The organism is Cupriavidus sp. YR651 (assembly GCF_900101625.1).
Classification (GTDB): Bacteria; Pseudomonadota; Gammaproteobacteria; order Burkholderiales; family Burkholderiaceae; genus Cupriavidus.
Window position 1 is genome coordinate 94,341 of the sequence record NZ_FMYZ01000007.1, and the last position, 24,268, is coordinate 118,608.

The 24,268-nt window shown below is 63.7% G+C and carries 29 protein-coding genes; 8 read left to right on the forward strand and 21 right to left on the reverse strand.

What is annotated here, in order from left to right; all coding sequences use genetic code 11:
* Positions 1 to 18: 18 nt before the first annotated feature.
* From iscX to uvrB, 13 genes are all read right to left on the reverse strand, one after another.
* The gene (gene iscX, locus BLR29_RS19610) at positions 19 to 213 is read right to left on the reverse strand and encodes a Fe-S cluster assembly protein IscX (protein WP_092138707.1); all 195 of its coding nucleotides are present in this window, start codon (positions 211 to 213) and stop codon (positions 19 to 21) included.
* Between the two features lie 28 nt (positions 214 to 241).
* Positions 242 to 580 (reverse strand): ISC system 2Fe-2S type ferredoxin, encoded by a 339-nt coding sequence (gene fdx, locus BLR29_RS19615; RefSeq protein ID WP_092138708.1) that lies wholly within the window; start codon positions 578 to 580, stop codon positions 242 to 244.
* A gap of 40 nt (positions 581 to 620) precedes the next feature.
* The gene (hscA, locus tag BLR29_RS19620) at positions 621 to 2,486 is read right to left on the reverse strand and encodes a Fe-S protein assembly chaperone HscA (RefSeq protein ID WP_092138709.1); all 1,866 of its coding nucleotides are present in this window, start codon (positions 2,484 to 2,486) and stop codon (positions 621 to 623) included.
* A 150-nt stretch (positions 2,487 to 2,636) separates the two neighbouring features.
* On the reverse strand, positions 2,637 to 3,155 hold the full coding sequence (gene hscB / locus BLR29_RS19625) for a Fe-S protein assembly co-chaperone HscB (RefSeq protein ID WP_092138710.1): 519 nt from the start codon (positions 3,153 to 3,155) through the stop codon (positions 2,637 to 2,639).
* A gap of 60 nt (positions 3,156 to 3,215) precedes the next feature.
* Complete coding sequence (locus tag BLR29_RS19630) at positions 3,216 to 3,437, reverse strand: DUF3565 domain-containing protein (protein WP_092138711.1); 222 nt, start codon at positions 3,435 to 3,437, stop codon at positions 3,216 to 3,218.
* A gap of 25 nt (positions 3,438 to 3,462) precedes the next feature.
* Positions 3,463 to 3,783, reverse strand: a complete 321-nt coding sequence (gene iscA / locus BLR29_RS19635; RefSeq protein ID WP_092139140.1) for an iron-sulfur cluster assembly protein IscA — start codon at positions 3,781 to 3,783, stop codon at positions 3,463 to 3,465.
* A gap of 71 nt (positions 3,784 to 3,854) precedes the next feature.
* Positions 3,855 to 4,256, reverse strand: coding sequence for a Fe-S cluster assembly scaffold IscU (gene iscU, locus BLR29_RS19640; RefSeq protein ID WP_092138712.1), 402 nt, complete (start codon positions 4,254 to 4,256; stop codon positions 3,855 to 3,857).
* Between the two features lie 61 nt (positions 4,257 to 4,317).
* Positions 4,318 to 5,541 (reverse strand): IscS subfamily cysteine desulfurase, encoded by a 1,224-nt coding sequence (locus BLR29_RS19645; RefSeq protein WP_304441192.1) that lies wholly within the window; start codon positions 5,539 to 5,541, stop codon positions 4,318 to 4,320.
* Positions 5,542 to 5,610: 69 nt separating this feature from the next.
* Positions 5,611 to 6,165, reverse strand: coding sequence for a Fe-S cluster assembly transcriptional regulator IscR (iscR, locus tag BLR29_RS19650; RefSeq protein WP_092138714.1), 555 nt, complete (start codon positions 6,163 to 6,165; stop codon positions 5,611 to 5,613).
* 224 nt (positions 6,166 to 6,389) lie between these two features.
* Entirely contained in the window at positions 6,390 to 6,869 is a 480-nt protein-coding gene (locus tag BLR29_RS19655) for a low molecular weight protein-tyrosine-phosphatase (RefSeq protein WP_092138715.1), read from the reverse strand.
* Positions 6,870 to 6,956: 87 nt separating this feature from the next.
* Positions 6,957 to 7,199 carry a hypothetical protein gene (locus tag BLR29_RS19660; RefSeq protein ID WP_092138716.1) on the reverse strand — a complete coding sequence of 81 codons (243 nt, stop codon included), beginning with the start codon at positions 7,197 to 7,199 and terminating at the stop codon, positions 6,957 to 6,959.
* A 51-nt stretch (positions 7,200 to 7,250) separates the two neighbouring features.
* On the reverse strand, positions 7,251 to 7,472 hold the full coding sequence (locus BLR29_RS19665; protein ID WP_092138717.1) for a hypothetical protein: 222 nt from the start codon (positions 7,470 to 7,472) through the stop codon (positions 7,251 to 7,253).
* Positions 7,473 to 7,553: 81 nt separating this feature from the next.
* The gene (uvrB, locus tag BLR29_RS19670) at positions 7,554 to 9,647 is read right to left on the reverse strand and encodes an excinuclease ABC subunit UvrB (RefSeq protein ID WP_092138718.1); all 2,094 of its coding nucleotides are present in this window, start codon (positions 9,645 to 9,647) and stop codon (positions 7,554 to 7,556) included.
* A 223-nt stretch (positions 9,648 to 9,870) separates the two neighbouring features.
* On the opposite strand from uvrB, the gene BLR29_RS19675 reads away from it, so the two are divergent.
* Together BLR29_RS19675 and BLR29_RS19680 are read left to right on the forward strand one after the other, a co-directional pair.
* On the forward strand, positions 9,871 to 11,067 hold the full coding sequence (locus tag BLR29_RS19675) for an amino acid aminotransferase (protein WP_092138719.1): 1,197 nt from the start codon (positions 9,871 to 9,873) through the stop codon (positions 11,065 to 11,067).
* A gap of 264 nt (positions 11,068 to 11,331) precedes the next feature.
* Positions 11,332 to 12,573: a polyhydroxyalkanoate depolymerase gene (locus BLR29_RS19680; protein WP_092138720.1), complete on the forward strand. Its 1,242-nt coding sequence runs from the start codon at positions 11,332 to 11,334 to the stop codon at positions 12,571 to 12,573.
* 97 nt (positions 12,574 to 12,670) lie between these two features.
* Here BLR29_RS19680 and BLR29_RS19685 read toward each other — a convergent pair whose 3' ends face one another.
* The gene (locus BLR29_RS19685) at positions 12,671 to 13,306 is read right to left on the reverse strand and encodes a TetR/AcrR family transcriptional regulator (protein WP_092138721.1); all 636 of its coding nucleotides are present in this window, start codon (positions 13,304 to 13,306) and stop codon (positions 12,671 to 12,673) included.
* 164 nt (positions 13,307 to 13,470) lie between these two features.
* On the opposite strand from BLR29_RS19685, the gene rsxB reads away from it, so the two are divergent.
* Both rsxB and nth read left to right on the forward strand, forming a co-directional pair.
* Positions 13,471 to 14,331, forward strand: coding sequence for an electron transport complex subunit RsxB (rsxB, locus tag BLR29_RS19690; protein WP_255371329.1), 861 nt, complete (start codon positions 13,471 to 13,473; stop codon positions 14,329 to 14,331).
* Entirely contained in the window at positions 14,328 to 14,969 is a 642-nt protein-coding gene (nth, locus tag BLR29_RS19695; RefSeq protein WP_092138722.1) for an endonuclease III, read from the forward strand. The genes rsxB and nth overlap by 4 nt, the downstream gene beginning before the upstream one ends.
* 149 nt (positions 14,970 to 15,118) lie before the next feature.
* Here the strand turns inward: nth and BLR29_RS19700 are convergent, their stop codons facing one another.
* Positions 15,119 to 15,706 (reverse strand): malonic semialdehyde reductase, encoded by a 588-nt coding sequence (locus BLR29_RS19700; protein ID WP_092138723.1) that lies wholly within the window; start codon positions 15,704 to 15,706, stop codon positions 15,119 to 15,121.
* Between the two features lie 142 nt (positions 15,707 to 15,848).
* Positions 15,849 to 16,793: a DMT family transporter gene (locus BLR29_RS19705; RefSeq protein ID WP_092138724.1), complete on the reverse strand. Its 945-nt coding sequence runs from the start codon at positions 16,791 to 16,793 to the stop codon at positions 15,849 to 15,851.
* 93 nt (positions 16,794 to 16,886) lie between these two features.
* On the opposite strand from BLR29_RS19705, the gene BLR29_RS19710 reads away from it, so the two are divergent.
* A complete protein-coding gene (locus BLR29_RS19710) occupies positions 16,887 to 17,318 on the forward strand; it encodes a DUF1841 family protein (RefSeq protein WP_092138725.1) in 432 nt (143 codons plus the stop codon).
* Between the two features lie 144 nt (positions 17,319 to 17,462).
* Entirely contained in the window at positions 17,463 to 18,776 is a 1,314-nt protein-coding gene (locus BLR29_RS19715; RefSeq protein ID WP_369804661.1) for a phospholipase A, read from the forward strand.
* 83 nt (positions 18,777 to 18,859) lie between these two features.
* On the opposite strand, the gene BLR29_RS19720 is transcribed toward BLR29_RS19715, so the two are convergent.
* Together BLR29_RS19720 and grpE are read right to left on the reverse strand one after the other, a co-directional pair.
* A complete protein-coding gene (locus tag BLR29_RS19720) occupies positions 18,860 to 19,294 on the reverse strand; it encodes a thioredoxin family protein (protein ID WP_092138726.1) in 435 nt (144 codons plus the stop codon).
* A 98-nt stretch (positions 19,295 to 19,392) separates the two neighbouring features.
* A complete protein-coding gene (grpE, locus tag BLR29_RS19725) occupies positions 19,393 to 19,953 on the reverse strand; it encodes a nucleotide exchange factor GrpE (RefSeq protein WP_092138727.1) in 561 nt (186 codons plus the stop codon).
* Positions 19,954 to 20,245: 292 nt separating this feature from the next.
* Here grpE and BLR29_RS32485 point away from each other — a divergent pair, with 292 nt between their 5' ends.
* On the forward strand, positions 20,246 to 20,401 hold the full coding sequence (locus BLR29_RS32485; RefSeq protein WP_176861000.1) for a hypothetical protein: 156 nt from the start codon (positions 20,246 to 20,248) through the stop codon (positions 20,399 to 20,401).
* A 98-nt stretch (positions 20,402 to 20,499) separates the two neighbouring features.
* Here BLR29_RS32485 and BLR29_RS19730 read toward each other — a convergent pair whose 3' ends face one another.
* The 3 genes from BLR29_RS19730 to hrcA all read right to left on the reverse strand — a co-directional run bounded on the left by BLR29_RS19730 (position 20,500) and on the right by hrcA (position 23,215).
* Positions 20,500 to 20,895 carry an RNA-binding S4 domain-containing protein gene (locus BLR29_RS19730; RefSeq protein ID WP_092139146.1) on the reverse strand — a complete coding sequence of 132 codons (396 nt, stop codon included), beginning with the start codon at positions 20,893 to 20,895 and terminating at the stop codon, positions 20,500 to 20,502.
* 56 nt (positions 20,896 to 20,951) lie between these two features.
* Positions 20,952 to 22,067 carry a ferrochelatase gene (hemH, locus tag BLR29_RS19735; protein WP_092138728.1) on the reverse strand — a complete coding sequence of 372 codons (1,116 nt, stop codon included), beginning with the start codon at positions 22,065 to 22,067 and terminating at the stop codon, positions 20,952 to 20,954.
* Between the two features lie 101 nt (positions 22,068 to 22,168).
* Positions 22,169 to 23,215, reverse strand: coding sequence for a heat-inducible transcriptional repressor HrcA (gene hrcA / locus BLR29_RS19740; protein WP_092138729.1), 1,047 nt, complete (start codon positions 23,213 to 23,215; stop codon positions 22,169 to 22,171).
* A gap of 124 nt (positions 23,216 to 23,339) precedes the next feature.
* Between hrcA and BLR29_RS19745 the strand changes: the two genes are divergently transcribed.
* Complete coding sequence (locus BLR29_RS19745; protein WP_092138730.1) at positions 23,340 to 24,257, forward strand: NAD kinase; 918 nt, start codon at positions 23,340 to 23,342, stop codon at positions 24,255 to 24,257.
* Positions 24,258 to 24,268: the final 11 nt, after the last annotated feature.

Below are 24,268 nucleotides of genomic sequence, written 5' to 3' on the forward strand. Positions count from 1 at the left end.
CCGCGCTTGTCGCGATGCTTACTGCGCTTCCTCGATCCATGCGGCCTGGATGGCCTCCAGAATCTTCTCGCCCGACCGCTCCGGCATATCGCTGAAGTCGTCGAGCTCCAGCACCCATTGGCGCAGCTGGGTAAAGCGTACCGTCACCGGGTCCACGTCGGGGTACTTGTCGTACAGCGCCGCGGCAATGTCGTAGGTATCAGTCCATTTCATGGGGTAGCTCCGAGGGAAAGTGCCCGGCTCAGTGGCCTTCCTTGGCGTGATTGATCGTGTATTTCGGAATCTCGACGGTCAGGTCTTCGTCGGACACGAGCGCCTGGCAGGACAGGCGCGAGTTCGGCTCCAGGCCCCAGGCCTTGTCGAGCAGGTCCTCTTCCTTTTCCTCGGCGTCTTCCAGCGAGTTGAAACCCTCGCGCACGATCACGTGGCAGGTCGTGCAGGCGCACGATTTTTCGCACGCGTGCTCGATCTCGATGCCGTTGGCGAGCAGCGCATCGCAGACGCTGGTGCCCTTTCCGGCTTCGAACACGGCCCCTTCGGGACACAATTCGACGTGAGGCAATACGATGATCTGTGGCATGTCTTTCCTGAATATCAGTCGTTAGGGTGCGGCGCGGGGATCAGCCGAGCTCCTGCACCTTGCGGCCGGCCAGCGCGCTCTTGATCGAGCGGTCCATGCGGCGGGCGGCAAAATCATCGGTACCACGCGAAAGCTGTTCCACGGCGGCCTTGATGGCCTGGTGGTCCTCGCCCTTCGCGATCTGGCGGACGCTGGCCATCAGCACCTCCACAGAGGCACGCTCGTCGGCGGACAGCAGGTCGCCGTCGACCTCCAGCGCACGCGTGGTGGCTTCGACCAGTCGGTCGGCCTCGACGCGCTCCTCGGCCAGCGCGCGGCTCTTCATATCATGCTCGGCCTCGCGGAAGCTCTCCTGCAGCATGCGCGCGATGTCGTCATCGGCCAGTCCATAGGACGGCTTGACCGACACCGAAGCTTCCACACCCGATTGCGTCTCGCGCGCGGACACGGACAGCAGGCCGTCGGCATCCACCTGATAGGTCACGCGGATGCGCGCCGCACCGGCCACCATCGGCGGAATGCCGCGCAGTTCAAAGCGGGCCAGCGAGCGGCAATCGATCGCCAGTTCGCGCTCGCCCTGCAGCACATGGATCGCCATGGCGGTCTGGCCATCCTTGAACGTGGTGAATTCCTGCGCGCGGGCAACGGGAATCGTGCTGTTGCGCGGGATGATCTTCTCGACCAGGCCACCCATCGTTTCCACGCCCAACGACAGCGGGATGACGTCCAGCAGCAGCCAGTCTTCGCCCGGAGCGTGATTACCGGCCAGCAAATTGGCCTGCATGGCGGCGCCCAGCGCCACCACCTTGTCCGGATCGAGGTTGGTCAGCGGGGACTGACCGAAGAACTCACCCACGGCCTTGCGAATCGACGGCATGCGGGTAGCCCCGCCCACCAGCACTACACCCTTGACCTCGTCGGGGCTGACGCTCGCATCACGCAGCGCCTTGCGCACCGGCGCCAGCGTCTTCTGCACCAGGTGTGACGTAATCTCATTGAAGATGGTCGCCGGCAGCGGCAGGTGCACGATCTCGCCACTGGCCAGCACGGCGTCGATCACCGTGCTGTCGCTTTCGGACAGCGCTTCCTTGGCCGCGCGGGCGCGGATCATCAGCAAGCGGGAGTCCTCGGCGGAAAGGGGCTGCAGGCCGGCCTGTTCGACGATCCAGCACAGCAGGCGCTGGTCGAAGTCGTCGCCGCCGAGCGCGGAATCGCCACCCGTCGACATCACCTCGAATACGCCCTTGGTCAGCCGGAGCACCGAAATATCGAAGGTGCCGCCGCCCAGATCGTAGACCGCGTAGATGCCTTCGGCGGCATTGTCCAGGCCATAGGCAATGGCCGCCGCAGTGGGCTCGTTCAGCAGACGCAGCACGTCCAGGCCGGCCAGCTGGGCCGCGTCCTTGGTCGCCTGACGCTGTGCGTCATCGAAATAGGCAGGCACCGTAATCACGGCACCAACGAGGTCATCGCCCAGCGAGTCCTCGGCACGCTGGCGCAGCGTGGCAAGAATCTCGGCCGACACCTCCACCGGGCTCTTGATCCCGGCAGCGGTCTTGATCTGCACCATGCCCGGCGCATCGACGAAGTCGTACGGACTGTGCTCGATGTTCGCCACATCGCGCAGCCCGCGACCCATGAAGCGCTTGACGGAGACAACCGTGTTCTTGGGGTCGCGCACCGATTCGTCCTGGGCCTTGTAGCCGATATGGACGGTGCGGTCCGGCAGATAGCGGACCACGGACGGCAGCAGCGAACGACCGCGTTCGTCCGCCAGGACTTCCGGAATACTGTTGCGGACGGCTGCCACCAGGGAGTTGGTGGTGCCAAGGTCGATACCGACTGCCAGGCGACGCTGGTGCGGCGCCGGCGACATGCCGGGTTCGGAAATCTGGAGCAGTGCCATGATGATTCTTCGCGTGTTCTTGTGGGGCGCGCCGTGGCTTCGCATTGGCGGTATTCGGTGGCCCTCGGTGGTTTTCAAGCCACCCAAGTCCCGTACCGGACCAGCAGGGGCGCCATTGTGGCACGTCCCCCACCAATGCGTCGGGATACCCTAGCCTTCGATCCGGTCGATAGCCTCGCTGGCGTCGTGTTCGATCTTCTCGATAAACATCAGTTGTCGCGCCGCGGCGCTGGCGGCGGCATCGTCGCCCGCATCCAGCAGCGCCCCGAGCGCCGCGTGGCGCTCACGTTTTTCCAGGCGAAGGTCGCGCAGCAGGCCATCCAGCCGATCCGCCGCACGGTCCTCCACGGCCTCCTGCAACGCCTCGCGCCATTCCATCTGCTGCATCAGGAATGCCGGTGCCATCGCCGTATTGCTTTCGGCCTGGATGTCGACGCCGCGCAGCGAGAGCAGGTAGATGGCGCGCTTGAGTGGCTGGCGCAGCGTCCGGTAGGCTTCATTGGCATGCGCGGCCCATTGCATGGCGACGCGCCGCTCGGCATCGCCGGCGTTGGCAAAGCGGTCCGGATGGGCCTGCGACTGGACGGTGCGATAGGCGTTGTCCAGCGCAGCCTCGTCCACCTCATAGCGGACAGGCAGACCGAACAGCGAGAAAAAATCGTCTTTCAAATGCTTCCCCAACAAAAAGGAGCGGCCATGCCGCCCCTTGTCGTCCTGCTTCCGCGCTGCTCAGGCATCGCGTCGCGCCCATTCTGCCGGCGGCTCCTGCCTCACGCACTTGAGGCATTTCACCCGATAGCCAAGCCGCGATGCCCTTCCCTCGGCCGTTACCGTCCACGGACGAGACTGCCAGGGCGGATCGTGGCGCACGTGCTGGCCGTGCCCGCATTCGAGCTCGGCCACCCAGTCGCCAAATTCGTCGCGGTGAAATCCGACGATACTGCGCTCCATCGGATCCTCCGCGTGGGCATGGTGATCAGACCCGGAACGACTCGCCGCAGCCGCACTCGTCCTTGACGTTGGGGTTGTTGAAACGGAAACCTTCGTTCAACCCTTCGCGCGCGAAATCGAGTTCGGTACCGTCGATGTACGGCAGGCTCTTGGGATCCACGATCACCTTGATGCCGTGCGTCTCGAACACCTCGTCTTCAGGCAGGAGTTCGTCGACGTACTCCAGCTTGTAGGCCAGGCCAGAGCAGCCGGTCGTCTTCACGCCCAGGCGCAGGCCTACGCCCTTGCCGCGACGTTCCAGGTAGCGGGCGACGTGCTTCGCCGCCTTTTCGGTCATTGTGATCATCGTTGCCTTGCTGTCGAACACCGCGCATCGCATTCGTCGCCACGCGCGGCCACATCAACAAAAGAAGCGAATCAGGCGGCCTGCTGTTCGGCGCCGGTGTGCTTCTTCTTGTAATCCTCGACGGCCGCCTTGATGGCGTCCTCGGCCAGGATCGAGCAGTGGATCTTCACCGGCGGCAGCGCCAGTTCCTCGGCGATCTGGGTGTTCTTGATCTCCAGCGCCTGATCCACGGTCTTGCCCTTGACCCACTCCGTCACCAGCGACGACGACGCGATGGCCGAGCCGCAGCCATAGGTCTTGAACTTCGCGTCTTCGATCACGCCAGCCTCGTTCACCTTGATCTGCAGCTTCATCACGTCGCCGCAGGCCGGGGCGCCGACCATGCCGGTGCCCACCGCGTCGTCGTTCTTGTCGAACGAACCGACGTTGCGCGGATTTTCATAGTGGTCGAGAACCTTGTTGCTGTAAGACATTTTGGCTACCTCTGTCGAATCTTTTGATGGGGTTGTTCTTGTTCGGAATTCCGGGTGGCGCTCAGTGCGCGGCCCACTGGATCGAATTCAGGTCGACGCCGTCCTTGAACATCTCCCACAGCGGCGACAGGTCGCGCAACTTGCTGATCTTGCTCTTCAGCAGTTCCGCGGTGAAGTCGATCTCTTGCTCGGTAGTGAAGCGACCGACGGTGAAGCGAATGGAGCTGTGCGCCAGTTCGTCGTTGCGGCCCAGGGCGCGCAACACGTACGACGGCTCCAGCGAAGCCGACGTGCAGGCCGAACCCGACGACACGGCCACTTCCTTGATCGCCATGATCAGGGACTCGCCTTCCACATAGTTGAAGCTGACGTTGAGGTTGTGCGGCACGCGATGCTCCAGCGAACCATTCAGGTAAACCTCTTCCATGCCCGACAGGCCGCGCCACAGACGGTCGCGCAGCATGCGGATACGTTCGTTTTCCGTCGCCATTTCCTCGCGGGCCAGGCGGAAGGCTTCGCCCATGCCGACGATCTGGTGCGGGGCCAGCGTGCCCGAGCGCATGCCACGCTCGTGGCCGCCGCCGTGCATCTGCGCTTCCAGACGTACGCGCGGCTTGCGTCGCACGTACAGGGCGCCGATGCCCTTCGGGCCGTAAGTCTTGTGAGCCGAGAACGACATCAGGTCGCACTTCAGCGTATTCAGGTCGATCGCCACCTTGCCAGTCGCCTGGGCGGCATCACAGTGAAAGATGATGCCCTTGGCGCGGCAGATCTCGCCGATCTGCTCGACGTCCTGGATCACGCCGATCTCGTTGTTGACCAGCATCACCGACACCAGAATCGTGTCCGGGCGGATCGCCTGCTTGAACACGTCCATGTCGATGAGACCATCGTCCTTGACATCGAGGTAGGTCACTTCGAAGCCCTGGCGTTCCAACTCACGGGTGGTGTCCAGCACGGCCTTGTGCTCGGTCTTCACCGTGATGATGTGCTTGCCCTTGCCCGAGTAGAAATTGGCGGCCCCCTTGATGGCCAGGTTGTCCGACTCCGTGGCGCCCGACGTCCACACGATTTCGCGCGGATCGGCGCCCACCAGGGCGGCCACCTGCTCGCGCGCTTCTTCCACCGCGCGCTCGGCGTCCCAGCCGTACGCGTGGCTACGCGATGCGGGATTGCCGAACTGCTCGCGCAGGTACGGAATCATCTTGTCCGCCACGCGCGGGTCCACCGGCGTGGTGGCCGAGTAATCCATGTAGATGGGGAAATGTGGGGTGCTCATCGTTATGACTGCCTTATAGGGACCGCTAATCGCTTGTTGCCTACCGATAGTTTAAACCAGCCGCCGCAATCCTGCTCAGGACTGCGCCAGGCTGAAAACCGAATTCACCACGCGGGGGCGCGCCGGTTTTTCCTGCTTGTCAGACTTGCCGCGGGGGACGGCCACGGGTTGCTGCGCGGCGTCATCGCGCATGTCGTGGAGTACGGCGGGTTGTCGGGCGCGCTGCTGGTCTACCAGATTCTTGAGAGAGACGGAGTCCAGGTACTCGACCATTTTCTGGTTCAGCGTGGCCCACAGTTCGTGGGTCATGCAGCGGCCGGAACCATCATCCCCGTTACAATTGCCCTTCCCTCCGCACTGCGTGGCGTCCAGGGGTTCGTCCACGGCGATGATGATATCCGCCACCGTGACGTCCTCGGCCTTGCGCGCGAGGCTGTAGCCACCGCCCGGCCCGCGTACGCTTTCCACGATCTCGTGCCGGCGCAGCTTGCCAAACAGCTGCTCCAGATAGGACAGGGAGATTTTCTGGCGCTGGCTGATGCCAGCGAGCGTGACGGGCCCCTGATCCTGGCGCATGGCCAAGTCGATCATGGCGGTTACCGCAAAACGGCCTTTGGTGGTCAGTCTCATGATGCTCGGGGAAGAGGACTACTTGATCGTCGGGAATACTTGATCGTTTGACTCAAGTATAAATTTTCCCGACTAATTCAGTCAAGTACCCCTGCTGCATCGCATCGTAAATCTCTTAAGCCGATTCGCCCGCAACAGGTGACTCGCAAGGCTCTTCGAGGAAGAACTGCCCAGCACGACAGGGAGCGAACCGCGCGCGCACGTGAGCGTCATGCCGGCACGAATCAGCGGAGCCGCTGGCTCAGCATGGCGATGACGCCGTCACAGGCGTCTTCGACATAGTCCAGCACGCGCTCGAAGCCATCGCCCTCCCCGTAGTAGGGATCCGGGACTTCCTCCGCCCCATGCTGCGTCGCAAAGCTCATCAGGAGCCGCAATTTATCGTCGCCGATCTCAGGACGGAGCGACCGCAGCGACGCGAGATTGGCATGGTCCATTGCCAGGACGAGATCGAAGCGATCGAAATCCGCCCGGTCAACCAGACGCGCGCGCAGCGCCGACAGGTCATAGCCCCGACGCAGCGCATGGCGCTGCGTGCGGGCATCGGGCGCGCGGCCCAGATGATAGTCATGGGTGCCGGCCGAATCGAGCTCGACTCGATCGGACAGGCCCGCATCAGAAAGTTTTGCGCGCAGCACGCCCTCCGCCGTCGGGGAACGGCAGATATTGCCCATGCAGCACATCAGGATGGCAAATTTCTTCATCGGCAGGATTCTACCGTTGCCGATATCCGCCTGCTGTCACCGGTCTCGCCCGGCGACCCCGCGCGGAAGGCTTCCGCCCGCCGCCGGCTATAACAACTGCGCGGCCAGCACCTTGCCTCGGGCAAATCCCGCCGCTTCGGCATCTTCCGGCGTCTTGAAGTGATCGGTGGGCGGGGATGTTTCGACCAGCGTCCCGTATGCGCGGATATTCGTGCCAGGCCGGCACACACGCACCGTGTACTCCCATTCGATGGGCGACCGGGGTTTCACCAGCACCTGGACCTCGTGCGTTTCGAAAACCCTCTTCTTCCACTCACTGCTATAGGCCATGACTATCTCCTGTCATGCCGGCGGCGCCTTGTTCCGTCCCTTGGCCCGGGATCAGTTCACCTCACCGGCATCGATGCTCCGCATGGCTGCGGCTTCCGCCAGGGCGAGTGCCGCCTCTGGGGTAGGTGCCGCGCCAGTTTCCGTTTCAAATGTGGGTCCGCCTGGCTCTCCGAACGCATCGGCAATCGTCACGACACCGGCAAACCCGCCGCCGGCATGTGGAATCGCACGAGCCACCACCGCATAACCACCATATTCGAACTGTGTCACCATGGCGCGCTCCTCGTTCGTGAACCGGCGTCTCCGCCCTACACTATAGGACTATCGCGGGCACGCCGTGGCGCGCGCTGCGCTTCAGTTCGACGGCGGCAACAGGTGATCGCCGTCCGCAGCAGCCCCGAACACTTGCGCGCGCAGCTTGGCCAACTGGTCGCGAACCTGCGCGGCCTTTTCGAACTCCAGGTTCCGGGCGTGGTCCAGCATCTGCTTTTCCAGTCGCTTGATCTCCTTCGCGACCTGCTTTTCGCTCATGTCCTCGTACTTCGCGCGCTCGGCGGCGGCGGTCAGCTCGGCCTTGACTTCGTTCGGATCGTAGACGCCATCGATGATGTCCTTGATCCGCTTGACGACACCACGCGGGGTGATCCCGTTGGCCTCGTTAAACGCCACCTGCTTGACGCGCCGGCGCTCGGTCTCGTCAATGGCCTTCTTCATCGAATCCGTTATCCGGTCCCCATAGAGGATGGCGGTGCCATTGACATTGCGGGCCGCGCGGCCAATCGTCTGGATCAGCGAACGCTCGGCGCGCAGGAAGCCTTCCTTGTCCGCATCGAGAATCGCGACCAGCGACACCTCCGGAATATCCAGGCCCTCGCGCAACAGGTTGATGCCCACCAGCACATCGAAGGTGCCCAGGCGAAGGTCGCGGATGATCTCCACACGCTCCACGGTATCGATGTCGGAGTGCAGGTAGCGAACCTTGACGCCGTTCTCGGAAAGAAACTCGGTCAGCTGCTCGGCCATGCGCTTGGTCAGCGTGGTCACCAGCACACGCTCGTTCGCCGTCACGCGTACATGAATCTCCGATAACAGGTCATCGACCTGCGTCGTTGCCGGCCGCACGTGGATCACGGGATCGACCAGCCCGGTCGGCCGCACCACCTGCTCCACCACCTGCCCCGCGTGCGCCTGCTCGAACTGCGCCGGCGTGGCGGATACGAACATCACCTGGCGCATCTTGCGCTCGAACTCGTCGAACTTCAGCGGCCGGTTGTCCAGTGCGGACGGCAGGCGGAATCCATACTCCACCAGCGTGGTCTTGCGCGCGCGGTCGCCGTTGTACATGCCGTTGAGCTGGCCGATCAGCACGTGGGATTCGTCCAGGAACATCAAGGCATCCGGCGGCAGATAGTCGACCAGCGTCGGCGGCGGCTCCCCCGGCTGCGCGCCGGACAGGTGCCGCGAATAATTCTCGATGCCCTTGCAGAAGCCCAGTTCGGCGAGCATCTCCAGGTCGAAGCGCGAGCGCTGCTCCAGCCGCTGCGCCTCCACCAGCCGGTTTTCCTTATAGAAGAAGTCAAGCCGCTCACGCAGTTCGACCTTGATGGTCTCGATGGCCCGTAACACGGTCTCACGCGGCGTGACGTAGTGGCTTGACGGATAGACCGTGAAACGCGGGATCTTTTGCCGCACGCGGCCCGTCAGCGGATCGAAAAACTGCAGCAAATCCACTTCGTCATCGAACAGCTCCACGCGCACCGCCATCTCGGCATGCTCGGCAGGGAAGATGTCGAGCGTATCGCCGCGTACACGGAATGTCCCGCGCTGGAAGTCTGTCTCGTTGCGCGTGTACTGCATCGCAATCAGGCGCGCGATGACGTCGCGCTGGCTGATCTTGTCACCCGTGCGCAGCGTCAGAATCATCTGATGGTATTCGCTCGGGTTGCCGATACCGTAGATCGCGGACACCGTCGCCACAATAATCGTGTCGCGTCGCTCCAGCAGGCTCTTGGTGGCCGACAGCCGCATCTGCTCGATATGCTCGTTGATCGACGAGTCCTTTTCGATGAACAGATCACGCTGCGGGACGTAGGCCTCAGGCTGGTAGTAGTCGTAGTAGCTGACGAAGTACTCCACCGCATTACGCGGAAAGAATTCGCGGAATTCCGAATACAGCTGCGCCGCCAGCGTCTTGTTTGGCGCGAACACGATGGCCGGACGCCCCATCCGGGCGATCACGTTGGCCATCGTGAAAGTCTTGCCCGATCCGGTCACGCCCAGCAGCGTCTGGAACGACAGACCGTCCTCCACGCCCTCCACCAGTTGGCGGATCGCCTGGGGCTGGTCGCCGGCGGGCGGGTACGGCTGGTAGAGCTGGAACGGCGACCCCGGAAAACTGACGAATTTGTCTTCGTCCAGGGGCGGGGCGACTTCGGCGAGATTCGTCATAAACGTAGGGAAAAACCTGAGGAAAACTGGCGGATTACGCTAGAATCTTGGGGTTGCGCGGATCGGTTCAAGCCCAGTGTGCCTGAAGCTGCTGTCAGGTTCTGTCAGTAGAGTTTTTGTCAGGGGTGTCAGGAGCCCGTCGAAGTGTTCCGTCGCAGCCACAGCGCAGTCCGAAGCATTCTACGCCCTCCGTTTTGTTACACAGCTGACCACGAGATCCCAAATGAGTTTGTTTTCTGCCGTCGAGATGGCCCCGCGCGACCCGATCCTGGGCCTGAATGAAGCGTTCAATGCCGATACCCGCGCCACCAAAGTGAACCTGGGCGTTGGCGTGTACTTCACCGACGAAGGGAAAATCCCCCTGCTGCGCGCCGTGCAGGAAGCTGAAAAAGCCCGCCTGACAACCGCCACCCCGCGCGGCTACCTGCCTATCGAAGGGATCGCGGCCTATGACCAGGCCGTGCAGACCCTGCTGTTCGGCAAGGAATCGGCCCTGATCTCCGAAGGCCGCGTTGTGACCGCCCAGGCACTCGGCGGCACCGGCGCGCTGAAGATCGGCGCCGACTTCCTGAAACGCCTGTACCCGGACTCCAAGGTCGCCATCAGCGACCCGAGCTGGGAAAACCACCGCGCGCTGTTCGAATCCGCCGGCTTCCCGGTGGTGAACTACGCCTACTACGATGCCCCCAGCCACGGCCTGAACTTCGCCGGCATGGTGGAATCGCTGAAGTCCTACCCGGCCAACACGATTGTTGTGCTGCACGCCTGCTGCCACAACCCCACCGGCGTGGACCTGTCCGACGCCCAGTGGAAACAAGTGGTCGAGCTGGTGAAGGAACGCAACCTGATCCCGTTCCTGGATATGGCCTACCAGGGCTTTGCCGACGGCATCGACCCGGACGGCGCCGCCGTGCGCCTGTTCGCCGATTCCGGCCTGCCCTTCTTCGTGTCGAGCTCGTTCTCGAAGAGCTTCTCGCTGTACGGCGAGCGCGTGGGCGCCCTGTCGATCGTGACGACCAGCAAGGACGAAGCCCAGCGCGTGATGTCGCAGATCAAGCGCGTGATCCGCACCAACTACTCCAACCCGCCGACGCACGGCGGCACGGTGGTCGCCACGGTGCTGAACAGCCCGGAACTGCGTGCCATGTGGGAGCAGGAACTGGGCGAGATGCGCGACCGCATCAAGCTCATGCGCAACGCGCTGGTGGACAAGCTGGCCGCCAAGGGCGTGCCGGGCGACTTCTCGTTCGTGAAGGCCCAGCGCGGCATGTTCTCGTACTCGGGTCTGTCGTCGGCCCAGGTGGATCGCCTGCGCAACGAACACGGCATCTACGCCGTGGGCACGGGACGTATCTGCGTGGCAGCGTTGAACAGCCGCAACATCGACGCCGTCGTCAACGCGATCTCTGCTGTCTACTAAGGCAATCCGATGCAGCCTGCCTGAGCGGCGGCTGCACCAAAAAGCAACATAAACTGCCGCACCAGGCGACCGAGAGGCCACTCCGGTCGCCTTTTTCATTTCTTTAGTGCGTTGTCACTCTGAATTCAGGCCATTGTCCTATTGTCCTTCTGGCTTACGGGGGTAACGTGGACGCGTATGCTGCAAAGCACGATCGTTCGATTGCGGGCATAATTGTTGCGGCGAGAACATCGCCCAACAAGAAAGGCAAGACAGGTAACCGGCATGCTTTACCAACTGCATGAATTCCAGCGCTCGATGCTGAACCCGCTGACCGCGTGGGCTCAGGCGACCGCCAAGACATTTACCAACCCCCTCAGCCCCCTGTCGCTTGTACCTGGCGCGCCAAGACTGGCCGCCGGCTACGAACTGCTCTACCGGCTTGGCAAGGAATACGAAAAACCGGCCTTCGATATCAAATCCGTGCGATCCAACGGCCGGGACATCCCGATCGTCGAGCAAACCGTTTTCGAAAAGCCGTTCTGCAAGCTGGTGCGCTTCAAGCGCTACGCGGACGATCCGGAAACCATCAAGCTGCTCAAGGACGAGCCCGTCGTGCTGGTCTGCGCGCCGTTGTCCGGCCACCACGCCACGCTGCTGCGCGACACCGTGCGCACCCTGCTTCAGGACCACAAGGTCTATGTAACGGACTGGGTCGACGCCCGCATGGTCCCCGCCGACGCCGGCGCGTTCCGTTTGTCCGACTACATCTATTACATCCAGGAATTCATCCGCCATATCGGCGCGGAAAACCTGCATGTGGTTTCCGTGTGCCAGCCGACCGTGCCGGTGCTGGCCGCGATCTCGCTGATGGCCTCGGCCGGTGAGAAGACGCCGCGCACCATGACGATGATGGGCGGCCCGATCGACGCTCGCAAGAGCCCGACCGCCGTCAACTCCCTGGCGACGAACAAATCCTACGAGTGGTTCGAGAACAACGTCATCTACACGGTGCCGGCGAACTATCCGGGCCACGGCCGTCGCGTGTACCCGGGTTTCCTCCAGCACGCGGGCTTCGTGGCGATGAACCCGGACCGCCACCTGTCGTCGCACTACGACTACTACCTGAACCTGATCGAAGGCGATGCGGACGATGCCGAGGCGCACGTGCGCTTCTACGACGAATACAACGCGGTGCTGGACATGGCCGCCGAGTATTACCTCGACACGATCCGCGAGGTCTTCCAGGAATTCCGCCTGGCCAATGGCACGTGGGAAATCGATGGTGCGCCGGTGCGTCCGCAGGACATCAAGGGCACTGCGCTGATGACGGTCGAGGGCGAGCTCGATGATATTTCAGGCGCCGGCCAGACCGCCGCCGCACACGAACTCTGCTCCGGCATTCCCAAGGCACACAAGCAGCACGTGACCGCGCCAAAGTGCGGCCACTACGGGATTTTCTCGGGCCGCCGCTGGCGCGAGAATATCTACCCGGAACTGCGCGACTTCATCCGCAAGTACCGCTGACCGGCACACGGCGCCCGCTGCACCGGCTAAAAGTAAAAACAAAAACGCCCGCGATGACCTCGCGGGCGTTTTTGTTTCCAGACCGTGTGAAGCGGAATCAGCGCTTCGCGAGGTAGGACAGCAGCATGTCCGTGTGCAGCTCCGCAAAGCGCGCGTGCTCGTCTTCGGACGCCACGTCGCGCCCGATCACGGCGCTGATCGTGTAGCGATTGGACAGTACGTAGTAGCCCAGCGCCGAGATGGTCAGGTAGAACTGCGGCACGTCCACGTTATCGCGGAACACACCCTGCTGCTGCCCGCGACGAATGATGTCCGCCAGCACATTGACCACGGGGTTGATCAGTTGATGCAGTTGCGCGGACTTCTTCAGGTGCCGCGCCTCGTGCAGGTTCTCGCTGTTGACCAGCCGGATGAACTCGGGATGCTGGTAGTACCAGTCCCACACAAAGCGGGCCAGCGTGCGCACTGCCGCAACCGGGTCTTCGTCGGTGATATGGAGCCGCTCTTCGTCCATGCGAAACTCGGCGTACTGCTTCTCCAGCACGGCCAGGAAGAGGCCTTCCTTGCTGCCGTAGTAGTAGTACAGCATGCGCTCGTTGGTCTCGGCCCGGCGAGCGATCTGGTCGACGCGCGCGCCGGCCAGTCCGCCCTTGGCAAATTCTTCGGTGGCGGCGGCAAGGATACGCCGGCGCGTGCCTTCGGGATCCCGCTTGGTTCTTGGCTCGTTTGACATGAAGTCCCGGTCTGTCGATTGCGCGGATTATGGCACAAGGCATTGGCTTGTCGCCCACTCGGGCGACGCGCGCATGATCGCCGTTTCTGCCCTTTCTTGAAATCGGGGATAATCCTTGCCGCACCGTCCGCCAGAGACGGTCGAGATTCCAGCCGCCCCCGGATTTGTCCTTCGCTGTCGTGACCATCACCCCCTCAGCCGCCACACTGGCGGACCGCCTTGAAGCCCTGTTGCCGCAAACCCAATGCACCAAATGCGGGTTCGATGGCTGCCGCCCGTATGCCGAAGCCATGGCGCGCGGCGAGGCTGCAAGCAATCGCTGCCCGCCCGGCGGGGCCGAGGGCATCGTCCGGCTGTCCGCCGCACTGGCCGCCGATCCGCTGCCGCTGGACCCCGACCGCGGCGTGGAACAACCGCGCGCGGTGGCCCGCATCGACGAATCGCTGTGTATCGGCTGCACCCTCTGCATCCAGGCCTGCCCCGTCGATGCCATCGTCGGGGCGCCCAAGCAAATGCACACAGTGCTGCCAGACTGGTGCACCGGCTGCGACCTCTGCGTGGCGCCCTGCCCCGTGGACTGCATCGCCATGATTCCCGTCACGGGCGAATTGACCGGCTGGGCCGCGTGGTCGCAGGCGCAGGCCGATACCGCGCACGACCGCTACATGGCACGCCGTGCGCGACTGGTCCGCGAGCGCGAGGAAAACGAAGCACGCCTGGCCGCCAAGGCCGCCGCCAAGCTGGAAGCGCTGCAGGCCGAGTCCGTGGTGACAGATGCCGAGCAAGCCGCCCAGGCACGCAAGAAGGCCATCATCCAGGCTGCCATCGAACGTGCGCGCCAGAAACAGGCCGCCGCGACACCGCGCAACACGGAAAACGTGTCGCCAGCCGTGCAGGCGCAGATCGATGCCGCCGAAGCGCGCCGCGCCAGGGCCGGCCTCACGCCGGCGCCCGACTCCAACGCTGGAGGCAGTAGCACCGGCGACAACAACAACGGCAGCGACAAGAACAATTCGCACTCATGAATACCGCCAAGTGCCGCGCGATTTTCGAAACCCTGCGTGAGGTCAACCCGGCCCCGACCACGGAACTGGAATACAGCTCGCCATTCGAGCTGCTGATCGCGGTGCTGCTGTCCGCGCAGGCCACGGACGTCGGCGTCAACAAGGCCACGCGACGGCTCTTTCCCGTCGCGCATTCTCCTCAGCAGATGCTGGCGCTCGGCGAAGCCGGGCTGATCGACTACATCAAGACCATCGGCCTGTACAAGACCAAGGCGAAGCATGTCATCGAGACCTGCCGGATCCTGGTCGAGCGGCATGGCGGCAAGGTTCCTGCCGATCGGGAAGCGCTGGAAGCCCTGCCGGGTGTCGGACGAAAGACCGCCAATGTGGTGCTGAACACGGCGTTCGGCCAGCCGACGATTGCCGTCGACACCCATATCTTCCGCGTATCCAACCGCACCGGGATCGCCCCGGGCAAGAACGTCGACATCGTCGAACAGAAGCTGCTGAAAGTGGTGCCGAAGGAGTTCCTGCACGACGCGCACCACTGGCTGATCCTGCACGGCCGCTATGTGTGCAAGGCGCGCAAGCCCGAATGCTGGCACTGCGCCATCGAACCGCTCTGCGAGTTCAAGGAAAAAACACCGGCGCCGAAGTAGCAGGCAGCCGTACAAAGCACTCGTACGAAGCAAAAGCGGCGACCCGCATGGGTCGCCGCCTGACAGCGCCTTCCGGCTATTTCAGCCGGGTATTACAGCCGGGTATTACAGCTGGGTATTGCAGCCAACAATTGCAACCGGCTATCGAATCAGACGATGCGGCAGGCTTCGTCGAACGACAGGCGCGGGTTGCGCGGATGCAACTGCTCGGCCACGCCATAGCCCAGGTTCACCAGGAAGTTGACCGACCACTTGCCGTCCGGGAAGAACGCGGCGTTGACCTTGGCGGCATCAAAGCCACCCATCGGACCGCAGTCCAGACCCAGCGCACGTGCGGCCAGGATGAAGTAGCCGCCTTGCAGCGAGCTGTTCACCAGCGCATCGCGAGCGATCTTCTGGTCGTTGCCGGCGTACCACGAACGGGCGTCGGCGTGCGGGAACAGCTTCGGCAGCTGGTCGTGGAAATTGTTGTCGAAGGCGATGATCGCGGTCACGGGTGCCGAGCGAGTCTTGTCCACGTTGCCGGGAGCCACACAATCCACCAGGCGTGCCTTTTCCGCCGCCGACTTCACAAACACGATACGGGCCGGCGAGCTGTTGGCCGCGGTCGGGCCGAACTTCATCGCGGCATAGATCTGCTGCAGCAGCGCGTCGTCCACGTGCTTGTCTTGCCACACGTTGTGGGTGCGGGCTTCGGTGAACAATTGTGCAAGGACTGCCTGATCGACGGATTTCATTGCGCGCTTTCCGGGATTTTAGGATGAAAGAAAGCGCGATTGTACCGAAGCATGCGCGAACGGCCGAACTGCCCGTTTGACGGAATTGTTCAATTCCGTTCGTCGGCCTCCTTCGCCAGCCTCCTATGGATTTGAACGACGTCTAGCCTGCCTGCTGTTTGCCCGATGCATCGGCCGGCGGCGTGCCGCTGGCGCGCCGTGTCAGCCAGAGCACACCGGCAAGAATGAGGCCGCCGCCGACCGCCTGGGCAGCGCTGATGTGCTCGCCAAGCAACACGGCGGCGAGCACCACGGTGACCACGGGCTCCAGCGTCGACAGCATTGACGCCTTGGCAGCCCCCAGCCGCTGCAGTCCGGCAAAGAACGTCAGGATCGCCAACACCGTGGAAAGCAGCGCGATGGCCAGCATCGCCAGCCAGCCGCCCGCATCGGACGGAAACTGCGGCGGCGTGCCGGCCGCCGACCGCAAGATGCCGAGTGTGAGGTAGACCAGCGCCGCCGCGGTGCAGATGACTGTGGTGGTGGCAATCGCATTGACCCCGGCCGTCACGCGCGCACCCACCACGATATAGATCGAGTAGATCACCGCCGCAGCCACACCGAGCGCGATGCCCAGCGGACTGCCCTGTCCGCCGCCGACGGTCAGCCCCGCCCCGACCGAGCACAACACCAGGGCGATCACGGCTGGCGTCGTCAGTCTCTCCTTAAGAAAGACCGCCGCCAGGATCGTCACGAACAGCGGATACAGATACAGCAGCAAGGCCACCAGGCTGGCCTGCGCATAGTTCAACGCGGTGAAAAAGCAGTAAGACTGGCTGACATAGCCGATGCCGCCCATTGCCGCCAGCGCCAGCACGCGCCGCCAATGTGGCAGCCGGATGCCCCGCGCGCGCATGACCACCGCCATGGCGATGGCGGCCAGCGTGAATCGCACAGCCAGCAGGCCGTAGACGTCGGCACCGGAGGCAAAGGCATAGCGCGCGAAGATGGCCATGGCCCCAAAGGCGCTGGCGGAGGCCGCGATCAGCAGCACACCGGCAAGCGTGCCGCGAGCGTGGCCAAGGGTACCGGAGGCGGTAGCAGACATGAATGGTTGGGGATATAGGCGAACCCTGCATTCTAATGGTGCGCGGGCGACGGCCGGCAGCCATGCAGGGCCTCGTCTACAATATCGGCCATCATGTTTAATCCCTCACGAGAAGAAGTCCGCCGATTCTTCTGCGAAGCCTGGCAGAAGCGCGTCGCGGGCAGCATCCTGACCCCGCTGGAAGTCATCGCCGTCGACTGGATCGACCAGCATCCCGAGTACCAGTCCCTGCTGACCGATACCGACGCTGCGCTCACCCGCGACTACACCCCCGAAGGCGGTCAGACCAATCCGTTCCTGCACCTGGCGATGCATTTATCGATCTCCGAACAGGTATCGATCGACCAGCCACCGGGCATTCGCATGGCCTATGAGGCGCTGTCGCGTCGGCTCGACTCCCCGCACGAAGCCCAGCACCAGATCATGGAATGCCTGGGCGAAATGCTGTGGAACGCACAACGCACCGGCATGCCACCCGACGGTCAAGCCTACGTCGATAGCATCCAGCGCCGCGCCGCCCGCTGATCCTGCCGTACGCGTGATCCGGGGCGCGGGGCCGGCGCAGAGAACATTTCGTCACAAGCCGCGTTGAGGCCACGTGATAGGCTTCCGGACATCCAGAACTTTGTCACGCTCCCGTCACCGGCATTCGAGCCGGCGTGGCGTGCAATGCCCATGTCCAGCTCCGTGCCACGCCGCGCCCGCTTCGGCAGCGCGGCTACCCTTCTGCTTGCGCTGATTTGCCCGATCCCGGCACACGCCGCGGTCTCCCTCCTCCAACCACCCCGTGTCATCGACGGCACCCGGCCGCTCACGCTGACATTGCTGGTCAGTGCCGACCGCGACACACGCCAATATGCGGTGCCGGATACGCTGCAGGTCACCGCCTCGGCCGACCTCGGCGCGCCGGTACGCATCACGATGAAGCGTGAAGGCGGCGGACCGGCCATCCTGAAGCTGCGCCAGGGCGAAAATCGCACCATTGCCTACAGCGCCGAATGGCCAGCGGACATGCGCGGCCAGGTACGGCTCGACGTCGCCGGCATCGATGCCGCGCCAGTGCTGGTCACCCTGAACCGGACCCCGACGCCGGCCGAGGCACCGGCTACGGGCGTGGCCACGGCAACGGCGCCAGCAACCATCGAACAGAAAGACACGGCCACGGCCCAAGGCACGCCGACCTCGGAGGCCGGCACGCGGGTGCCCATAACGCCAGTCGTCTCCGCTGCCAACGGCCCCACCGCCGGCCCCGCGCCAGCGGATCTCCGGGATGCCCAGCGCCTGTCGTTCAACGAGCCGATGTACATCATGTTCGGCGCGCACGATGGCGCCAACGCCAAGTTCCAGATCAGCTTCAAATACCGGATCTTCGAAGGCGAGAATCCGTCGTCGAAAAGCCTGCTCGACAACCTCTACTTCGCCTACACACAGTTCTCGCTGTGGGACCTGCACGACGAGTCGCGGCCCTTCCGCGACACCAACTACCGGCCCAGCCTCTATTACTACCTGTCCGACACGGGCGTGAAAAACAGCGTGATCAGCCGGCTGTCGCTGGCCACCGGCTTCGAGCACGAATCGAACGGCCGCGACGGTGCCGAGTCACGCAGCATCAACACGCTGTTCATCAAGCCCACGATGTACTTTGGCGACCAGACCGACTGGCACTGGCGCGTCGCGCCCAAGCTCTACGCCTATGTGGGCAAGGACGATAACGAGGACATCCCCCACTATCGCGGCTACATGGACCTGAACCTGGCCTATGGCCGGCCGGATTCGTGGGAGTTCTCGGCCACGCTGCGCAAGGGGACCCGCAAGGGCTACGGCAGCATCGACGCCCAGGTGACCTACCCGCTCGCGCGACTGGTGCCGGGCACGGCGGGCTACCTGATGGCCGGCTATTTCTATGGGTATGGCGAGAGCCTGCTCGACTACAACCAGAAGACGCCATGGCAGTTCCGGCTTGGCTACGCGCTGTCGCGCTGACGCCATGCCGCGACGCCCGCGTCAGGCGCGGGCCTCGTCGTCAACGCGTCATATCAACGATCGGACCGACCAGTCGTCGAGCCCTAGCCCGCGAGCGGCTTGCCATCCGCCTTGAGCCGCGCATTGCCTACCGCCGCGGCAAACTGGCCGTGGCCGTGCCAGCCGGTGGCGCGGCCCAGCTTCTTGCCCCGGTGGAAGAACATGAATACGGGAATGCCATGGAGGCCGAATCGACGACCCAGTTCGGGGTGCGCGTAGACATTGGCGTGCAACCACCGCAGGTTCAGCGCGCGGATCGGCTCCGGATTGGCGAGCATCGCCTTCTTGGCCATCTCGCAATTGAAGCAATCCACACCCCAGAAAAACACACAGACCAGATCGTCACCGGCTGCGGCGATGGCGGCGTCGATGGTTCCGCCATCGACTTCCGTCATGTCGAAGGCGTCGAATGCCCGGTGGTCGAGGTGAGGGGCCGCTGCATGGCCGTCAGATCGCTCGGCATGGTTGTCGTCGGACATGGCAAATTCCTCCAGGAACAAACAAAAACGCCCGGCGCATTGGGAAGCACCGGGCGTCTGGCATGGCGGCTTGCCGGGCACCGGGGCCCGGCGGGATCTCAGCGCGGCGCGGAGACCGTCACCAGTGCCGGGCGCAGCACGCGATCCGCGATCATGTAGCCGCGTTGCAGCACATTGACCACCGTGTTGGGTTCCTGCTCCGACGGCACCATCGAGATTGCCTGATGGCGGTGCGGGTCAAATTTCTCGCCCACCGGGTTCACTTCGACGATCTTGCCGCGCTCGAAGGCAGCAGCCAGTTGGCGGGCGGTCAGCTCCACACCTTCGCGCAACTTGACGAGGTCCCCGGTGTTGTCGGCCAGCGCAGCCTGCAGGCTGTCCATCACCGGCACCAAGTTGTCTGCAAAGTTCTCGATCGCGAACTTGTGGGCCTTGGACACCTCTTCCGCCGAACGGCGGCGGATGTTCTCGCCCTCTGCCGTGGCGCGCAGGAACAATTCGTAATGCTCCTTGGCCTTGGCTTCCAGGTCTGCCACCTGCTGCGTCAGGCGGGCCACATCGTCCCCGCTGGCAGCTTCCACACCCTGCACCTGGGCGCGGGTCACGTCGTCGGCCGCCTGCGGCGCGTTGGAGGATGGCGTCTGATTCTGTTCTTCCATGTCGATCCGTATCAATCCGTATCAAATACTAAAACTCGGCCCGCCTGACGCAGGCCGTCGGGTGGCTCGGATGCCAAACCGGCAAGTCTAGCCGGACTTGGTGTCGGCTACCCGTTTTTCAAGTGTGAAGGTTCAGAGACGCCGAAATACGCCGTTACAAAGCCTCGATTGATGAAATCGAGTGGTGATTGCTTTGCTGCAACGCAAACACTAAGATTCATGAGAGAAAAATGTCAAAAATAACGGGAGCACAAAGGTGGATCAATTTGGTGCATCTTTTGGAAGGTTCGCCATGCACAAGCTTCCTGTCGTGACGCTCTGCCTGGTCGCCGCGCTATCGGTGATGACAGTATTCATCTGCCTGTCCGGCGCGTTCACCCCGCGCGAAACCGAGTATGGCAGCGGCAAGGCCGTATTCAAGCACTACCTCGTCCATTACGTTCGCTGATTCCGCTCCGAATCGTCACGTCCCTCTGATCCCGCCCCGCCGAGGCGCCCCCGCCCCGGCGCGTCCTGTTTTTCTCCGCAATTCCGTCATCGCCCCGCTCAGCTTCTGAAACCGTCGATCCTGCGCCGGTCGCGCTTGGTTGGCCGGCCTTGCAGTTGCGCCGTCGGCTCGGTCTGGTAGCGACGCCGCTCGGCGTCCGTGCTTCGCCGCGCCTGGCTCTCTTCGGTTTCCGCAAAGAGCGTCTGGGCGATGGGCGCCGACCCGCGCGACGCGCTGATGCCCTTGACCACCACCTCCCAGCGTTGCTGGTGCGCCTCCAGCACGACCGTATCGCCCGGCTTCACCTCGCGTGAATTCTTGCAGGGCTGGCCGTTCACCTCGACCCGGCCGCGCTCCACCGCCTCCGCCGCCAGCGATCGTGTCTTGAAAAACCGCGCGCACCACAGCCACTTGTCGATACGCAGCCGCGCGTCGGGTTCGAAATCCACTTGCATCATCTTGTCCTCAACCCGGACCTCAATCCGGTTTTCATCCCGGTGCTACCCGGCTTTCAGGCCGCCGCCCCTCGGGTCTGTGCCCGCGTGCGCCGCGCCTCCAGCTCGTGCGGATGCGGCGCGCCGAGCGACCAGCCTTGCAAATGCTGCAGCGCCATCTCCGCCAACCCCGCGATCCAGACCTCGGAATCATTCAGGCAAGGAATGAAATGGAAATCCTTGCCGCCAGCCACCCGGAATTCCGACTGACCTTCCATGGCGATCTCTTCGAGCGTTTCGATGCAGTCCGCCGGGAAGCCCGGGCAGAACACGTCCACGCGCTGGGTGCCGACCTTGCCGAGCTCCACCAGCGTGGGCGCGGTGTAGGGCTGGAGCCATTCGGCCTTGCCGAAACGCGACTGAAAGGTCACCTGATATTGCCCCGGCTGCAGTCCCAGCGCATCGCCCAGCAACCGCCCGGTTTTCAGGCACTCGCAATGGTAGGGATCGCCCAGATCCAGCAGGCGGCGCGGCAGGCCGTGGAAAGACAGGATCAGTTTGTCGCCCCGGGCGAAATCGGGCATCCCGTGCTGGGCCCAGTATGCCCCCACCTGCTGGTGGAGCGCGCCGATGTAAGCCGGATGGTCATGAAAATGCTTGATCAGCCGCATTTCTGGCTGGTTGCGCCATTCGGCCAGCACGCGAAAAACCTCGTCGAAGGCCGTGGCCGTCGTGGTGCCGGAAAACTGCGGATACAGCGGCAACAGCAGGATCTGCTCGGTGCCCTGGCGACGCAGCGCCTCCATGACCGACGCAATCGACGGATTGCCATAGCGCATGGCGCAGGCCACCGTCACATCGTGCCCCAGCTGATGCATCAGTTGCTGGAGCGCATGGGCCTGGCGCTCCGTATAGACCAGCAGGGGCGAGCCCGTCATGTGGGCCTCGCGTAACCAGATCGACTCGTATTTCAGTGCCGATGCGCGCGACCGGAATGGCAAGATCAGTCCGTGCAGGATCGGCAGCCAGAGCAGGCGCGGAATCTCCACCACGCGGGGGTCGGACAGGAAGGCTTTCAGATAGCGCCCCACCGCCTTGGGCGTGGGAGCGTCAGGCGTGCCCAGGTTGATCAGCAGGATCGCGGTGCGCGGCGGCTGGCCGTGCTGGTAGGCCGGTTCAGGCGAAAACGTCATGGGTTTTCCGTTGAGACTGCCGGGAGCGCTTCGGGGAGGCAAGGTCGGCCCCGCCATGCATCACGCATGGGGGATGAACAGGAGACACGCGCCGCGCGCCACTAGTTCTGGCTGAGCGCGCTGGACAACAGTCGCGCCGTGATGTCGACGATAGGGATGACGCGCTCGTACGCCATGCGGGTCGGGCCGATCACGCCAAGCGTGCCGACGATCTGGCCATCCACGCCATACGGCGCCGTGATGACGGCCATGTCTTCCAGCGGCACGAGCTGGCTTTCCCCGCCGATGAAGATCTGCACCCCTTGCGCGTGGCTGGACACATCCAGCAACTGCAACAGGTTGGTCTTGTGCTCGAAGACATCGAAAAGCCGGCGCAGCTTGTCCATGCTCGACGACAGGTCTTCCACTTCCAGCAGCTTGCGCTCGCCGGAGATGAACACCTGGTCCTCTTCCTCGGCCATGGCGCTGCTGCCCGCATCCACTGCCGCCTGCATCAGCGTCGACATGTCGCGCCGCAGGTCTTGCAGTTCCACCCGCAGGTGGGAGCGCACGGCATCGAAACTCATGCCGGCGTAGTGGGAATTGAAGAAATTGGCGGCCTCGATCAGCTGGGCCGGCGTGTACGGCAATTCGGTCTGGATGATGCGGTTCTGCACATCGCCTTCCGGGCTGACAATAATCAGCAGGATGCGCCTGTCCGACAGTCGCATGAATTCCACCTGCCGGAACGACTGCGTGCGTCGCGGAGTCATCACCACGCCGGCAAAGTGCGACAGGTGGGACAGCGTATGGGCGGCGGCGGTGATCATCCGCTGGTGCCCCAGCTGCTGCCCGCCCAGCTGACCCTGGATCTGGCCCGTCAGTTCGGCCAGCTCGGCCGCCAACTCGGGCGCGCGCTCCAGCGGCTGCGCCGTCAGCATCGTATCCACGAACAGACGGTAGCCGCGCGGCGTGGGGATGCGTCCGGCCGACGTATGCGGGCTGGCGATGAAACCCATTTCCTCGAGGTCGGACATCACATTGCGGATGGTCGCCGGCGAGAGATCCAGACCCGAATACTTGGAAAGGGTCCGCGAGCCCACGGGCTGGCCTTCGGCGATGTATCGCTCGATCAGGGTCTTGAGAAGCGTTTTCGAACGTTCGTCCATGATGTCCCGATTTTAATCAAGTTTACCCGGTTCGGGCGGCATGACATGCTCGCTCGTGAACACCTTTGCAGCCGCGGCGGGCCGGCTACTGACAACGGTCACACCGGTATGGTCTAATCCCGGCATGTCTGCCCCCCCAAAGACCGGCGCCCCGCGCGCCCCGTTCAAGACCGTTGCCCTGGTGGGCAGGTATTCGACCGCCGGCATCGAGGGTCCTCTCGAGAAACTGGCGGCCTGCATTTCCCGCAACGGCCAGGATGTGGTGTTCGAGCGCGAAACCGCGATGGCCACTGGCCTGACCGGCTACCCCGTGCTGACTGCCGAGGAAATCGGGCGCGAGGCCGACGTGGCCGTGGTGCTCGGCGGCGACGGCACGCTGCTCGGGCTCGCCCGCCAGCTGGCCGGGCATGACGTGCCGCTGATCGGTGTCAACCATGGCCGGCTGGGCTTCATGACCGACATCCCGCTGGAGGACGTGGCCACTGCCCTGCCCGAGATGCTGGCCGGCCGCTATGAGGCCGAGACCCGCACGCTGCTGGAATCGCGCGTGATCCGCGACGATGGCGTGATCTTCTCCGCGCTGGCCCTCAACGATGTGGTGGTCAACCGCTCGGGTATCTCCGGCATGGTCGAACTGGCCGTCTCCGTGGACGGCTTTTTCATGTACAACCAGCGTTCGGACGGCCTGATCGTGTCCACGCCCACCGGCTCCACCGCCTATGCGCTGGCCGCGGGCGGCCCGATCCTGCATCCCACGCTCTCCGGCCTGGTGCTGGTGCCGATCGCCGCGCACGCGCTGTCCAACCGGCCGATCGTGCTGCCGCTCGATGCCGAGGTCACGATCCAGGTGGCCACCGCCCGCGACGCAAGCGTCAACTTCGACATGCAATCCCTGACGTCGCTGCTGCCGGGCGACCGCATTGTCGTGCGCCGTTCCGACAAGACCGTCAACCTGCTGCATCCCGTGGGCTACAACTACTACGCCACACTGCGCAAGAAGCTGCACTGGCACGAGTATCCCACCGAAGACAACCGGCTCTGAGCCGCCCCCGC